This is a genomic window from Acidovorax cavernicola (assembly GCF_003581445.1).
Genome location: NZ_QXMN01000075.1, coordinates 1 through 14965 on the forward strand (window position 1 = coordinate 1; position 14965 = coordinate 14965).

Genomic DNA, 14965 nt, shown 5'->3' on the forward strand with positions numbered 1-14965 from the left:
CGCCCCGCCCGCCCGTTCAGTCGAAACCGAGCTGAACGACCGTGCGCCCCGGTCGGCTTTCGAGCGCCAGGCGCGCCCCGATGGCGGCGGCGCGCTTCGACAGCGCCTTCGGCACCTCGGAGGCGTCGAAGCCCACGCCGTTGTCGATCACCCGCAGGTGAACGCCACCGCCGCGCGCATCGGCCTCGATGCGCAGCGCGCTCGCGTGGGCATGCTGCAGCACGTTCGAAATCGCCTCGAACAGCAGGAACTGGAGCTGCCGCGTGGCGTGGGCATCGAGCTGCGCCACGGGTGGCAGCTCGTCCACGCCCCACTCGAAGGCGATGTCCGCGGCGGCCAGGCGGGGCTCCAGCCGGTAGCGCAGCGCCGCCAGCAGCGCGCCGACATCGCCGGGCGGCAGGTGGATGGAGTCGATCGACAGCTTGAGCTGGTCGAGCGAGTCGCGCAGGGTGCGCAGCAGCTCCTCCGGGCTGGTCTGGCCCGACTGCAGCTGCCGGATCGCCGAGCTGATGTGCGAGCCCACGCCGTCGTGCATGTCGCGCAGGATGCGCTCGCGCTCGTGGGTGCGCGCCTGGTCGCGCGCCACCTCTTCCAGCTCGGCATAGGTGGACGCCAGTTCGCGCTCGCGCTGCGCCACCCGGTCGGCCAGCGTCTTGACCCAGCCGCGCGCCTGCACGCTCGCGAAGTGGAAGCGCCGCAGCACGATCAACAGCAGCGCCACCCCGAACATCACCGAGGAATAGCGCACCCAGGTGGTCTCCCCGTAGGCGTCGCTCAGTCGAATGACCAGCCAGTCGCGCGTGCCGAAGGCCACCGTGACCAGCGCAGCGCCGGCCACCAGCAGCCGCTCGACGGTGGGCCGGCGCGCCGTGGCGACGGCAAAGGCGATCACGAAGCCGACGACGATGCCGATCTCGACCGCCAGCCAGGCCGTGAGCCAGCGCGGCTCCTCGCGGTTCAGCGCCAGCCAGGTGAACACCACGGTGCCGGCCACCACCGCCGCCATCGGCCAGCGCACCCAGCGCGTGCGCGGGTTCTGCGCCCAGTCGGCGAGGTGATAGCAGAACATCATGGCCGACGCCGCCCAGCCCGCGTAGCAGCCGGCCATCAGCACGCCCCAGAGCTGCCACGGCAACGGCGGCTCGGGAATCATGGCGTCGGCCACCCGCACCGCCCAGCAGAACTCGGCGACCGCGGCCCAGAAATAGATGGGGTCGCGCTGGCGGCGGCCGATCGCGCCGGTGTCGACCTGGGTGAACCACAGCGCCAGCGCGATGCTGCCGACGATCAGGCTGAACGCCGTGAGCAGCACCGACCCCGTGAATCGCCAGGCGTAGGCGCTCTCGAACAACGCGGTGCGCACTGGCGCCGCCGGCCCGATGGTGACGCGCGACAGGCCGGCGCGCCGTTCGCTGTCAGCACGGATGCGGATCTGCAGCAGGTTCTCACCCGCTTTCAGCAGCCGTCCGGGTACCGGCACATAGACCGGGGCCTTGGCGTAGTCGGCTCGGTTGCTTTGGCTAAGGTCACCGTAGGCCTGCAGCAGCGCGCCGTTCAGCTTCACCTCGAAGGCGCTGCCGGCACGGGGAATGAAAACGCCCCAAGGCACCTCGGGCAAGGCCTCGACCGTGAACGGCAGGTCGAAGCTGGCGAAGCCGGTGCGGCCATGGTGACGGCGGTCCCAGTGGTACGACAGATCGACCGTTTCGGTCTGCACGACACCGTCGATGGTGGTCGTCACCGTGGCTCGGCGCAGCTCGATCGGGCTCTGTGCGCCGGCTGCCCCGGCACTTCCCGCCGCGAAGAGCGCCGCCAGCCCCAGCAGGCACAGGAACGCCAGCCTGCGCAGCATCCGCGCTCAGCCCGGGTGGGACAGCAGGCCGAGGCGCGTGGCTTCGAACACCGCTTCGCTCTTGGAATGCACCGCGAGCTTGCCGTAGAGGTTCTTGATGTGGGTCTGCACCGTGTGCACGCTCAGGCCCTTGAGCCGCGCGATCTCGGCGTACGAGAAACCCCGCGCGATCAGCGTCAGCACCTCGTGCTCGCGCGCCGAGAGCAGGCCGCGGTCGGCCTCGTCGAGCGCCGCGTCCGCGGGCGCGGCACCCGGCCCTGCAGCCGGCACGGCCGCCTGCAGGCTGCGGTACTTGGCGAGCACGCGGCGCGCGATCATGGGCGAGATCGGCGAGGCGCCGGCCTTCATCTCGACGATGGTCTGCGCGATGTCCTCGGGCGCGGCGTCCTTGTGGATGTAGCCCACGGCGCCGGCCTCGATGCTGGCCAGCACGTTCTCCTCGTCGCCGAAGACCGACACCACCAGCGGCTCGCAGCCGGGAAAGCGCGCGACGGCATCGCGGATCACGTCGAGCCCGGTGCCGTCGGGCATGCCGAGGTCGACCAGCAGCACATCAGGAATGGTCGCGGTGGCGGCGAGCCAGGTGCGCGCCTCCTGCACCGTGCCCGCGCTGCCCAGCCAGAACAGGCGCGGGCTGCGCTGCACGCTGGCCTCGAAGAAGGCGCGCGCGCGGCTGTCGTCCTCGACCACGAGCACGCCCCAGCGGCGTGGCATCGCGTCATCCTGAGCCTCGGTATTCATGGGATGAAGCATAAGCCTCGACACCCGCCGTCTCGCAGGCACCGCCTCCCCCGTTCATGGGATGCCCCCTGCCGGATGCGTCACGAAACTTGTCACACCTCTTGTTCACACTTGCGCTGCATCGCCCGCACCACGCGTGGCCGCATCGTGAATACTTTCGAATTCCAGCCAAGTCCTCATTGCCTGTTTCGCAGGGATTTGTGGGGTCACCGTGCCATTTGCCGCGCGGTCCTCATGCAGAATTGCCCGGACCCGGCCCACGGGGCGCGACCCGCGCACCGCCAGTCATCTCCTCCCATGGACCCGCAAACCACCCACCTGTTGTACCTGCACGGCTTTCGCTCGTCGCCCCGCTCGACCAAGGCGCGGCTGGTGGCGAAGCACGTGGCACGCCAGCACCCGAACCTGGAATGGTGGTGCCCGCAACTGCCGCCGTCGCCGCACGACGCCATCGACATGGTGATGAAGGGCATCGCGCACTGGCCACGCAAGTCGATGGCGGTGATCGGTTCGTCGCTCGGCGGCTTCTACGCCACCTACGTCGCCGGCATGACCCGCTGCCGCGCCGTGCTGCTCAACCCCGCGGTGCATCCGGCGCGCGACCTCACGCGCTACATCGGCAGCCAGACCACCTGGCACGACCCGTCCGAGCACTTCTACTTCCAGCCGGAATTCATCCAGGAGCTGCGCGCCATGGAAATCGGCGCGCTCACGCGCCCCGAGCGCCTCTTCGCGATCATCGCCAAGGGCGACGAGGCACTCGACTGGCACGAGATGTCCGCGCGCTACCCCGACAGCCGCATCAAGCTGCTCGAGGGCGGCGACCATGCGCTGTCCGATTTCGAAAAAGCGCATCTCGGCGACGTCATGGCGTTCATCAACCCGGTGGTCTGAAGCTCTCCCCCAGGCTTCGCGCACTGCGTGTCGCTTCGCCAACCCCCTTCCGGGGGCGATGCCTGCGGCTCGGCGAAGCCGGTTCCGTGGCATCCCTGGACTGGCAGCCCACCCCATCCCGCGTGGGAGAATCGCCGGATGTTTGTATTGTTTGAAGAAGCCGGCAAGTACCTCGGTGGCCGCGTCCTGTCGGAAGCCGAAGCCTCGGCACAGGTCGAGCTCGAGACCGGCAAGCGCGTCAAGGTCAAGGGCGCCAACATCGTTCTGCGTTTCGAGAAGCCCGCTCCGGCCGAGCTGATGGCCGAGGCGCGTGCGCTGGCCGCCGGCATGGACCTCGACCTCGCCTGGGAATTCGCGGCCGAAGGCGAATTCGGCTTTGCCGACCTGGCCGCCGACTATTTCAGCGAGAAGCCCACGCTCGCGCAGCAGGCCGCCGCGCTGTTCGCGCTGTTCGAAGCGCCGCACTACTTCCGCCGCGCGGGCAAGGGGCGCTTCAAGAAGGCGCCCGCCGAGATCGTGCAGCAGGCACTGGCCGCCATCGAGAAGAAGAAGGCCATCCAGGCGCAGATCGTCGAATGGGCTGGCCAGCTGGCCGAGGGCGTGTGCCCGGCGCCGATCCGCGAGCAGCTCTACAAGATCCTGTTCAAGCCCGACAAGAACGCCCCCGAATACAAGGCCGTCGTCGACGCCGCACGCGCCACGCAGCGCCCGCCGCTCGATCTGCTGGAGCGTGCCGGTGCCATCGATTCGCCCTACCAGTTCCACTGGCGCCGTTTCCTGTTCGAGAACTTCCCCAAGGGCACCGGCTTTCCCGCGCTCGCGGCGCCGGCCGTGGCCGACGACCTGCCGCTGGCCGAAGGCGTGCAGGCCTTCTCGATCGACGATTCGCAGACCACTGAAATCGACGACGCACTCTCGGTGCAGGGCCTGGGCAGCGGCACCATCACCGTCGGCGTTCACATCGCGGCGCCGGGCCTGGCGCTCACGCCGGGCAGCGCCATCGACGCCGTGGCGCGTGCGCGCATGTCCACCGTGTACATGCCGGGCTACAAGATCACGATGCTGCCCGACGAGGTGGTCGACACCTACACGCTGCTCGAAGGCGGCGACCGTCCGGCCGTGTCGCTCTACGCGCGCTTCGACGAAGCCACGCTTGAACTGCAGGGCACCGAGACCAAGCTCGAACGCGTGCCGATCGTGGCCAATCTGCGCCACGACCAGCTCGATGCCGTCGTCACCCAGCCCTGGCTCGAAGACGCCACCTTCGCTTCGGACAACACCCCCGACGCCGCCGCGAAGCTGCGCGCGCCGCTGAGTTTCCTGTTCCGCCTTGCCAAGCACCTGAAGGCGCAGCGCGAAGTCGTGCGCGGCAAACCCGAGAACTTCAGCCGGCCCGACTACAACTTCCGCCTCGTCGGCAACGACGGCGCCGAGCCCACCGGCAACGAGCAGGTGCAGATCACCACGCGCCAGCGCGGCGCGCCACTCGACCTGATCGTGTCCGAGGCCATGATCCTGGCCAACAGCAGCTGGGGCGGCTGGCTCGGCGAACTCGGCGTACCCGGCCTGTACCGCAGTCAGGCCAGCCTGGCGCCCGGCATCAAGGTGCGCATGGGCACGCGCGCGCTGCCGCACGCGGGCCTGGGCGTGAAGAGCTACGCCTGGAGCACCTCGCCGCTGCGCCGCTACACCGACCTCGTGAACCAGTGGCAGATCATCGCGGCCGCGCGCCACGGCAAGACCGCCGCGCTGGCCGCGCCCTTCAAGCCGAAGGACGCCGACCTGTTCTCGATCCTTTCGGGCTTCGATGCGGCCTACGCCACTTACAACGGCTACCAGGGCGGCATGGAGCGCTTCTGGACGCTCAAGTACCTGCAGCAACAGGGCATCACCGAGCTCGAGGCCACGGTCATCAAGGACATTCCCAACGGCGCGCTGGTGCGCGCCGATGCGCTGCCGCTGGTGTTCCCGGTGGCCGGCCAGCAGGAACGCGGTGCGCGCGTGCGCGTGAAGCTCGGCGAGATCGACGAGATCGCACTCGACGTGAGCGGCACCGTGCTCGAACGCCTGGATACGCCGCAGACCGACGCCGCGACCGATGAAGGCGCCGGCGAGGACGACGAGGAAGAAGTCGCCGGCCCGATCGCCATCGCGGTTGACCTGAGCGACAGCGAAGCCGCACCCGACCCGACGACGACCACGCCTGCCTGATCCCCGGCCGAACGACCGGAGACACGCGCCCCCTGGAGGAGTTTCGAGAATGAATCTCAAGGACCTCAGCACGTTGCAGATCGCTCTGGGCGTGTCGGTCATCGCGCATGCCGCCTTGCTCGCGGTGCGCTTCGTCGATCCCGAGTCGTTCAACAAGGTCTTCAGCGAAACCCCGCTCGAGGTGATCCTGGTCAACAGCAAGACCAACGACAAGGCCGACCCTTCGGCCCGCGTGATGGCGCAGACCACGCTCGCCGGCGGCGGCGACCTCGACAAGGGCCGCGCCACCAGCCCGCTGCCGCCCTCGAGCTTCACCACCATGGGCGATTCGTTCGAGGAATCGCGCCGACAGGTCGAAGCCATGCAGGCCCAGCAGATGCAGATGCTGGCGCAGCTCAAGCGCGAGCTGGCCGCCATGCCCGTGCCCGACCCGCGCCAGGCCGGCGACCCGACCGAGGCCGCCGCACGCGAGGAAAAGCGTCGCCAGATGGTCGCGCTGCTCGCCGAGATCGAGCGCCGCGTGAACGAGGAAAACGCGCGCCCCAAGAAGCGCTACCTGAGCCCGGCCACACGCGAGGCGGCCTACGCGCTGTACGTCGACACGCTGCGCCGCCGCATTGAGGTCAAGGGCACCGAGAACTTCCCGACCGCGGCCGGCAAGAAGCTCTACGGCGAGCTCAAGATGACGATCACCATCAACCACGACGGGCGCGTGCTCGACACCACCGTCGACGAAAGCTCGGGCAACACCACGCTCGACCGCCGTGCCCAGGCCATCGTGCACAGCGTCGGCAATTTCGGCAAGTTCACCGACGCGATGCGCAAGCAGACCGACCAGATCGTGATGCAGTCGCGCTTCAAGTTCACGCGCGACGAGACCATCGAGCTGTCGTCCCAGTAACCCCCACAGCAGAACACGGAACACCGGCCATGGATCAGTACTGCGTCATGGGCAACCCCGTCGAGCACAGCCGCTCGCCCCGCATCCACGCCCGTTTTGCCGAACTCTGCAGCCAGCCGATGGCCTACGGCCGGCGCCTGGTGCCGATCGGCGCCTTCGCCGAAGGCCTCGCCGCCTTCCGCAGCGAGGCCGCCGCGCAGGGCGACACGGCGCGCGGTTGCAACGTCACCGTGCCCTTCAAGTTCGACGCGGCCTCGCTCGCGCAGCACACCAGCGAGCGCGCCACGCTGGCGCAGGCGGTGAACACGCTGCGCTTCGAGGCCGACGGCAGCATCCATGCCGACAACACCGACGGCATCGGCCTGGTCAACGACATCGTGCGCAACGCCGGCGTGCCGCTGGCCGGTCGCTCGCTGCTGCTGATCGGTGCGGGCGGTGCCGCCGCGGGCGTGCTCGGACCGCTGCTCGACGCGGGCGCCGCGCGCATCGTGGTGGCCAACCGCACGCTCGACAAGGCCATCGCGCTGGTGCAGCGCCACGCCGCACTCGCATTGCGCCACGGTGCCACGCTCGAGGCCTGGGCACTCGACGAGGTGCCGGGCGCCTTCGACGTGGTGATCAACGCCACGGCCTCCAGCCTCGCGGGCGACGCGGTTCCCGTGAGCGCGCAGGTGCTGCGCCCCGGCGCGCTGGCCGTCGACATGATGTACGGCCCCGCCGCCGCAGGCTTCATGGCCTGGGCCGAAGCGCACGGCGCGGTCGCGCGCGACGGTCTCGGCATGCTGGTCGAGCAGGCCGCCGAAGCCTTCGAATTCTGGCGCGGCGTGCGCCCGCCGTCGGCGCAGGTGCTGGCCGAGCTGCGCGCCTCGCTCGCCGCAGGCGCATGAAGGGCCTGCTGCGCCTGATCGCCTGCCTGGTGGTGGCGGGCCTGGCGCTCGAGCTGTTCTTCGTGGTGCGCATCGCGGCCATGGCGGTGATCGATCCGCAGAGCACGGCCTTCCAGCGCTCCGAGGCCTGGCGCGTCGCCCTCTCGCAGGGCCGCGACGGCGGGTGGCGCCAGGAATGGGTGCCGTACACGCAGATCAACGACACCCTCAAGCGCGCCGTGATCGCGAGCGAAGACGCCGGCTTTGTCGACCACAACGGCGTGGAGTGGGAAGCCATCGAACGTGCGCGCCAGCGCAACGCCCGTGCCGAGCAACTGGCCGCCAAGCGCATGGCACGCGCGGCGGCGCGTGGCAAGCCGGTGCAGCCGGCCCCGTTGCGCGGCGGCTCCACCATCACGCAGCAGCTCGCGAAGAACCTGCTGCTGTCGGGCGAACGCACCATGCTGCGCAAGGGCCAGGAACTGGTGCTCGCCACGCTGCTCGAGGTGCTGCTCGACAAGCGACGCATCCTCGAGATCTACCTGAACAACGTCGAATGGGGCGAAGGCGTGTTCGGCGCCGAGGCCGCATCGCAGCACTACTTCCGGAAGCCGGCGGCGCGCCTGGGTTCGTACGAGGCCGCGCGCCTTGCCGTGATGCTGCCGAGCCCGAAGGCCTTCGAGCGGCGCCCCAACTCTTCGTACATCAACGGGCGGGCATCGACGATCGTGGCGCGGATGCCGGCGGTCGACCTGCCCTGAATTTCCGGATCGCGCCCTCCACCGCCAGCACGGCGACGAAGCCGATCGCGTAGGCCAGCACGTCCCACCAGTCGGCCGTGGCGCCGAGCACGATGCGCAGCGCGCGGTTCGGAATTTGCAGGTGCCACGTCGACGCAAGCCACTGCCCCAGCTCGACGAGCAGCCCCACGCCGAAGGCGGCGAGCGCGAGCGGCAGCACGCGCGCGGCGATGAAGGTCTTGAACACCAGGTACACCCACGCCACGGCCAGCACGTCGCCGAAGAAGCTGCGCACCCAGCCCCAGCGCGCGCCAACGGTGGCCAGCAGCACGAGCAGCACGAAGAGGGCCACCGCCCACGCCAGGGAAAGAAGATCGAATCGCCATCGCATGGCCCGTATCATCGCCTCCATATGCTGGCAAAGCTCACAGGTTGGTTGTTGCTGGGGATCGTCCGACTGCTCACCGGTGCGCAGGCGCGCTGGTATGGCTGTCCGCCGAAGGCCGAGCAGCGCATCTACTTCGCGAATCACCAGAGCCATGCGGACCTCGTGATGATCTGGGCCGCACTGCCCGAAGAGCTGCGCAGCATCACGCGGCCGATCGCGGCGCGCGACTACTGGGCCAACACGCCGGTCAAGCGCTGGATCACGACCGAGGTGTTCAACGCGGTGTATGTGGAGCGTGCGGCCACGGCGCCTGCGGCTGCCGCGGCACCGGTCGCCGCATCATCGCCTGAAGCACGGCCACCCGCAGCCTCCCCCGCGCCGGCCGAGCGCATCGAGCCCTCGATGGAACCGCTGCTGCCGATCGAGACGGTCGCCACCGTCGACGCACCGGTTGCAGAGGGCCGGCAGGAAATCCAGGGCGAACTCGACCTGCCCGCGCCACCACCTTCAACGCCTGTCGCACCACTGCCCGCGATCGAACCCGAGGCCCCGGCCGCCGCGCCCGAGCCGCCCGCCGCCGATCCGCTTGCACCGCTCATCGACGCCCTGCGCAGCGGCGACTCGATCATCATCTTTCCCGAAGGCACGCGCGGCCACACCGGCGAGCCGCAGAAATTCAAGTCGGGCCTGTACGCGCTGGCCACCATGTTCCCCGACGTGGTGCTGGTGCCGGCCTGGATCGACAACGTGCAGCGCGTGATGCCCAAGGGCGAGATCGTGCCCGTGCCCATCCTGTGCTCCGTCACCTTCGGCGCGCCGATCCGCGTCGAAGAAGGCGAAGAGCGCCGGCCTTTCCTCGACCGTGCGCGAGCCGCCGTGATCGCATTGCGCGACGTCTGAAGGTATGAACCAGTTCCTGCGCAGCCTCACGCCGACCCAGCAGGTCGCGGCCCTCTTCCTGATCGTCTTCGGCCTGCTCTTCATCGTGAGCACCACCGTCTTCTTCCTGAGCTTCAAGGAGCGGCGCAATCCGGTGCACGACGAGTCGTGGCAGGCCGAGCTGGCGCATTTCCGCGCGCTGCTGGGCACCACCTGGTTCATGGTGATCGTGTTCTGGATCGGCTGGGCGCTGGGCGAAACGGTGGCCACCGTGCTGTTCGCGCTCATCTCGTTCTTTGCGCTGCGCGAGTTCATCACGCTCTCGCCGACGCGGCGCGGCGACCACCGCAGCCTGATCCTCGCGTTCTTCGTGGTGCTGCCGATCCAGTTCTGGCTGGTGGCCACCGCGCGCTTCGACCTGTTCACGGTGTTCATCCCGGTCTACGTGTTCCTTGCCATTCCGGTGGCGAGCGCGCTGGCGAACGACCCGAGCCATTTCCTCGAGCGCAACGCCAAGCTGCAGTGGGGCATCATGGTCTGCGTCTACGGCATGAGCCACGTGCCCGCGCTGCTGCTGCTGACCTTCCCGGGCTACGAAGGCAAGAGCGCGTTCCTCGTGTTCTTCCTGGTGTTCGTGGTGCAGACCTCGGTGCTGGTACAGCACCTGATCTCGCGGCGCATGCAGCGCACGCCGTTCGCGCCGAACGTGAGCCGCAGCTTCAACTGGACCAGCTGGGGCATCGGCATCGTGGTGGCCAGCCTGGTGGGCGCGCTGTTCTCGTTCATCACGCCCTTCAAGTTCGGACAGGCGCTCGCGGTGTCGATCATTGCCTGCGTCGCGGGCTCGATGGGCCACCTGGTGATGAAGGCGCTCAAGCGCGACCGCGGCATTCCGAACTGGGGGCAGAAGGGCGTGGGCGTGACCGGCGCGAACGGCCTGCTCGACCGCGTCGATGCGCTGTGCTTCGCGGCGCCGATCTTCTTCCACTCGATCCGCTGGTACTTCAACGTCTGAAGCACCGGGCGGACGAAGGCGGTCACACCTTGCGCCGCACCACCCGGTCGAAGGCCTGCTTCGCACGCCGTCCCAGCGCCCTCGTCTTCAGCGCCTGAAGCTCGCGCTTGAGCCGCGTGCGCTGCTCGGGCGAGAGCGCCGTGCCGAAACGCCCGAGCGCCTGTTCGAGCGCCGCGCGCTGCGCCGCCACCCGCCCCTGCCGGCCCTCGGCCTCGGCCAGCCATTCACAGGCATTGGCCACACGCCCGCGCAGGGCCGCGTCGCCCGACTCGCCGAAACGCGCGATGAGCACGCGGTAGGCCTTGGCCTGCCCTGGCAGGTCGTCCATCTTGTCGAAGGCCTTCGCCTTGTTGATCATCGACTTGGCGGCCCACAGCTGGAGGGCGCTGTCGCGCGCCATGGCCGTGCGCGCGATCACCTCGTCGTAGCTGGCCACGGCCTCGGTGAACCGGCCCGCGCGGCGCAGCACGGCGCCCTTGCGGAACAGCGCACCGGCCACGCGCGCGCGCAGGTCGGGCAGCTCGGAGTTGCCCCAGCGCGCGACGATCTCGTCGTGCACGCGCATTTCGTCAGCAGGCCGTGCAAGGCGATCAAGCGCGGTGCTCTTGTATTGGAGGCACAGCGCCACCTGCGATTGCATCTCGGTGGAGGCCTCGGCGCCATAGCGCGCGTCCATTGCGTCGGCAGCTTCGACGACCTCGGCGAAGTGCGTCAGCGCCAGCAGACAGAAGGTCTTGTGCGACAAGGCACGTGCGCACTGGCGGCGCATCAGCGGGTGCGGCGAAGCGGCGTGCGTCGCGAGCACATCGTCGAACAGCGCGATGGCTTCGCGCGATGCGCCCGCGTCGCCGAGCCGGCGGCCTTCGCGGACCGCGTCGCGCACCGCCTCGAACAGCTCCGCGGGCAACTCGCCAGCTTCAAGCCCCCCCGTCTTGCGCAGCCGCTTCAGGCAAGCCTCGCGCCCCGCCATTGCCTTCGCACGCAGTTCGCGCAACTCGGGCGCGGTGGCGTCGCGCGACGCAGCCACGAGCGGCTCGTACACCGCGAGCGCCGCCTCGGGCCGCCCCAGCAGATCGAGCAGCACGAAGCCCTTGTGCAGCAAGGTGGTGGCCACCGTGCGCTGCACCACGGCATCGCCGTCACGCGCGAAGGTGCCGAGCAGGCGTTCGCAGGCGGCCAGCGCGGCCTCGCCGTCGCCCTGGTCGCGCAGCCCCACGGCCCAGTCGTGGGCGCGCACGGCCGCAAGGCGGCGCACCTGCACGGAGGTGTCGTGGCCATAGCGGTCGAGCAGCCAGCCGACCAGCTCGGCGCGACGCGCCACCTCGTCGAGCCCGAGGCCGTCGAAGAACAGCGCCAGCGCGCGCACGCCTTCCAGCCGCAGCTCTGGCGCGGCGTCGGCCAGACCCGCCTCGATCTGGTCAGCCACCTGCAGGCAGAGCACCTGGGCCTGGGTGTGCTGCGCCAGTTCGCGCAGGTTGAGCACCGCGGCCAGCCGCGCCCGTGCCACGCGCAGCCGCACGTCGGCATCGGTGGTGCCCTCGAAGTGTTCGATGGCCGCTTCGAGCGTGGCCAGAGCATCCTGCGGCAGGCCGCGGTGGTGTTCGATCTCGGCCTTCAGCAGGCGTGCATCCAGTCGCCAGGCATCGAGCGCGGCATCGGCCTGCGCATCGAGCTGCTCGCCCATGAAATCGCAGGCCTCGCAGCGCGCCGCCGCATCGTCGATGAGCCAGGTGCGCTGGTACAGCGCATGGGCGATGTGTTCGCGGATCTCGGGCTCGCTGCGCGCGCCATGTGCGGCGATCAGGCGGTCGAGCGTGGCCAGCGCGTCGGCCGGGCGATGCAGCTGGCGCAGCACGTGCGCGAGCAGGCGCAGCGCCTGGCAGCAAGGCACGACCACGGCGGCTTCGGGCAATGCGCCGAACTCGGCGATCAGCCCGCTGCAGGCGGCGATCGCCTCGCGGCGGCGGCCGAGGTCGCTCAGCAACTCTGCGTGGCGAAAGCTGGCGGCGGCGCGTTCGGCGGGATGCTGCAGGCGCGCGAGCAGGGCCTGGGCGTCGTTCAGTTGCTGCAGTTGCTGCTGCGCGGAGGACTCGACTACATTCACCTTCGCTTCCTTGTGTGGCGCGCCCCGCGCGCAGCGGGGCGGAATGCAAGAATCGGCGGATTCTGCCCGCGAACGCACACACATCCCACACGAATTCGCGGCTTCTTCGATCTTCCTGACCCAGGCTTAGGCCTTTACGTTTCCTTTCATGCGGATTCTCGGCATCGACCCCGGCCTGCAGACCACCGGCTTCGGCGTGGTCGACGTGGACGGCCATGCGCTGCGCTACGTGGCCAGCGGCACCATCAGCACCCGGCACCTGGGCACCGGCAACCTGCCGGCGCGCCTGAAGGTGCTGTTCGACGGCATCGGCGAGATCACGGCGCGCTACCAGCCCGATGCGTCGGCGGTCGAAATCATCTTCGTCAACGTCAACCCGCAGTCGACACTGCTGCTGGGCCAGGCGCGCGGCGCCTGCGTGACGGCACTGGTGAGCCACAACCTCCCGGTGGCCGAGTACACGGCGCTGCAGATGAAGAAGGCGGTGGCGGGCCATGGCCAAGCCGCCAAGGCGCAGGTGCAGGAGATGGTGAAACGCCTGCTCGACCTGCCCGGCCTGCCGGGCGCCGACGCAGCGGACGCGCTGGGCATCGCCATCACGCACGCGCAGGTCGGCCGCTCGATGGCGCGGCTCGCGGAAGCCGCCGAACTGTCGAAGAGCCACGCCGGCACCTACCGGCAGGGGCGTTCACGCTAGGAAGGTGTGAACGAACCCGCCATGTCCGCTCATCCCGCCCAGACACGCCCCCTCGGCGTTGCAAATGCTCGCCATAGCCCGAGCTATGGCTGCGCTTTGCGCCTTGAGGGGCCGCGCCTGCGCGGGCTGCTCGGCCACGCCGGATTCATTCACACCTTCTGAGTCTTCAGCGCACGATGTAGCGCAGCTCGCCGAGGCGCTGGCGACGTTCTCGCACTTCTCTCGCGACCGAGGCGACATCACCTGCCAGTGCCCGCGCGATCCAGCCGGCCAGTTGCGGCATGTCGTCGGGCGTGAAGCCCAACCGCACGATCTCAGGCACGCCGAGCCGCAGGCCATTGATGTCGCCCTCGACCGGCGCGATCGGCAGGCCGATGCCGCACGCCAGCAGGCCGCCCAGCGCGAGCTGCTTCGCGGCGCGTTGCCCACCGCCCCAGCGTGCGGCCTCGAGCGCGAACTGGTGCGACTGTGTGAAGCCGCGTGCCTTGGCGAACACCGGCAGGCCTTCGGCGTCGAGCGCGCGCGCCAGCGCCTGCGCGGTGTCGCGCATCGCCGCCGCGTAGGCTGTGCCGTGCACCTTCCAGTCGAGCAGGCCGCGGGCCAGCGCGGCCGTGCGCCCCGCATCCGAGTTGGCCGTGAGACCGGGGTAGGCGATGGCGTCGATGCGCTCCATCAGCGCCGCGTCGTTCGACACGATCAGCCCGCCGGCCGGGCCACCCAGGCTCTTGTAGGTGCTCATGGTGATCGCATGCGCGCCTTCTTCGAGCGGCTGCGGCCACGCCTTGCCGGCCACCATGCCCGAGAGATGCGCGGCATCGAAGAGCAGCTTCGCGCCCACGCTGTCGGCCACTTCTCGGATGGCGGGCACCGGGTGCGGGAACAGGTTCAGGCTGCCGCCGATGGTGATGAGCTTGGGCTTCACCTCGCGCGCGAGCCTTGCGAGCGCCACCACATCGACCGAGTAGCCGTCGGCATCGACCGGCGCCGGCACGGTCTTCAGGCCGTAGAGCCCGGCCGCGCCCGCCGCGTGGTGCGTCACATGGCCGCCGATGGCGGGCGGCGGCGCGATGATCGTGTCGCCGGGCCGGCAGGTAGCCATGAACACGTAGAGGTTCGACAGCGCGCCTGAGCTCACGCGCACCTCGGCGAACCGCGCGCCGAACACCTCGGCCGCGAGTTCAGCGGCGACGACTTCGATGCGCTCGATGGCTTCCAGCCCCATCTCGTACTTGTCGCCGGGATAGCCCAACGACGGGCGCGAGCCCAGCCCGCGCGACAGCAATGCCTCGGCGGCGGGGTTCATCACGTTGGTGGCCGGGTTGAGGTTCAACCCGTCGACGTCGTGGATGCGGTGGTTGTCGGCCACCAGGCGTTCGATCTCGGCGGCCACGCCCACGGCATCGCGCGCGGCGGCATCGGCGGCGATGGCGAGCACGTGGTCCTCGCTGGTGGCGGGAACCCAGGAACGGCGTTGGAGGGCTGCGGGCATGCGGTGTCTCGCTAAAGGTGGTGAAGAGGAATGACCGCATGGTCGCGCGCTGTGCCACAGCCAGCAACACGGATAAACTGGGCCAGAGCCCTAGAAAAACTTGGCCTCCGCCTCATGCCCCTCGCCCTGTCTCTTATAAACATCTGACGCTGCCGACGACTTAATAGGTGTAGAAGACGGTGGACGGC

13 protein-coding genes are annotated in these 14965 nt (G+C 69.5%); 8 read left to right on the forward strand and 5 right to left on the reverse strand.

Translation table 11 applies throughout. The annotated features are described in order from the left end of the window. Window positions 1-16: 16 nt before the first annotated feature. Together D3H34_RS30145 and D3H34_RS30150 are read right to left on the reverse strand one after the other, a co-directional pair. Complete coding sequence (locus tag D3H34_RS30145; RefSeq protein ID WP_119558470.1) at window positions 17-1852, reverse strand: sensor histidine kinase; 1836 nt, start codon at window positions 1850-1852, stop codon at window positions 17-19. Window positions 1853-1858: 6 nt separating this feature from the next. Beyond that, window positions 1859-2605, reverse strand: coding sequence for a response regulator transcription factor (locus D3H34_RS30150; RefSeq protein WP_119558471.1), 747 nt, complete (start codon window positions 2603-2605; stop codon window positions 1859-1861). Between the two features lie 285 nt (window positions 2606-2890). On the opposite strand from D3H34_RS30150, the gene D3H34_RS30155 reads away from it, so the two are divergent. From D3H34_RS30155 to mtgA, 5 genes are all read left to right on the forward strand, one after another. Next, window positions 2891-3487 (forward strand): YqiA/YcfP family alpha/beta fold hydrolase, encoded by a 597-nt coding sequence (locus D3H34_RS30155; protein WP_119558472.1) that lies wholly within the window; start codon window positions 2891-2893, stop codon window positions 3485-3487. 138 nt (window positions 3488-3625) lie between these two features. Next, a complete protein-coding gene (locus D3H34_RS30160) occupies window positions 3626-5698 on the forward strand; it encodes a ribonuclease catalytic domain-containing protein (RefSeq protein WP_119558473.1) in 2073 nt (690 codons plus the stop codon). A 49-nt stretch (window positions 5699-5747) separates the two neighbouring features. Further along, entirely contained in the window at window positions 5748-6599 is an 852-nt protein-coding gene (locus D3H34_RS30165) for an energy transducer TonB (protein ID WP_119558475.1), read from the forward strand. Between the two features lie 29 nt (window positions 6600-6628). Next, window positions 6629-7486, forward strand: coding sequence for a shikimate dehydrogenase (aroE, locus tag D3H34_RS30170; protein ID WP_119558477.1), 858 nt, complete (start codon window positions 6629-6631; stop codon window positions 7484-7486). Continuing rightward, window positions 7483-8226, forward strand: coding sequence for a monofunctional biosynthetic peptidoglycan transglycosylase (mtgA, locus tag D3H34_RS30175; RefSeq protein WP_119558479.1), 744 nt, complete (start codon window positions 7483-7485; stop codon window positions 8224-8226). The genes aroE and mtgA overlap by 4 nt, the downstream gene beginning before the upstream one ends. On the opposite strand, the gene D3H34_RS30180 is transcribed toward mtgA, so the two are convergent. Further along, window positions 8171-8608, reverse strand: coding sequence for a ribosomal maturation YjgA family protein (locus D3H34_RS30180; protein ID WP_119558491.1), 438 nt, complete (start codon window positions 8606-8608; stop codon window positions 8171-8173). The two genes, mtgA and D3H34_RS30180, sit on opposite strands and share 56 nt — an antisense overlap. A 9-nt stretch (window positions 8609-8617) precedes the next feature. Between D3H34_RS30180 and D3H34_RS30185 the strand changes: the two genes are divergently transcribed. Both D3H34_RS30185 and D3H34_RS30190 read left to right on the forward strand, forming a co-directional pair. Then, window positions 8618-9493 carry a lysophospholipid acyltransferase family protein gene (locus D3H34_RS30185; protein WP_119558481.1) on the forward strand — a complete coding sequence of 292 codons (876 nt, stop codon included), beginning with the start codon at window positions 8618-8620 and terminating at the stop codon, window positions 9491-9493. Between the two features lie 4 nt (window positions 9494-9497). Next, complete coding sequence (locus D3H34_RS30190; protein WP_119558483.1) at window positions 9498-10487, forward strand: phosphatidate cytidylyltransferase; 990 nt, start codon at window positions 9498-9500, stop codon at window positions 10485-10487. A gap of 22 nt (window positions 10488-10509) precedes the next feature. Here the strand turns inward: D3H34_RS30190 and D3H34_RS30195 are convergent, their stop codons facing one another. Continuing rightward, window positions 10510-12591 carry a hypothetical protein gene (locus D3H34_RS30195; RefSeq protein WP_119558485.1) on the reverse strand — a complete coding sequence of 694 codons (2082 nt, stop codon included), beginning with the start codon at window positions 12589-12591 and terminating at the stop codon, window positions 10510-10512. Window positions 12592-12739: 148 nt separating this feature from the next. On the opposite strand from D3H34_RS30195, the gene ruvC reads away from it, so the two are divergent. Then, complete coding sequence (ruvC, locus tag D3H34_RS30200) at window positions 12740-13288, forward strand: crossover junction endodeoxyribonuclease RuvC (RefSeq protein WP_119558487.1); 549 nt, start codon at window positions 12740-12742, stop codon at window positions 13286-13288. A 166-nt stretch (window positions 13289-13454) separates the two neighbouring features. Here ruvC and D3H34_RS30205 read toward each other — a convergent pair whose 3' ends face one another. Beyond that, complete coding sequence (locus D3H34_RS30205) at window positions 13455-14777, reverse strand: alpha-methylserine aldolase (RefSeq protein ID WP_119558489.1); 1323 nt, start codon at window positions 14775-14777, stop codon at window positions 13455-13457. Window positions 14778-14965: the final 188 nt, after the last annotated feature.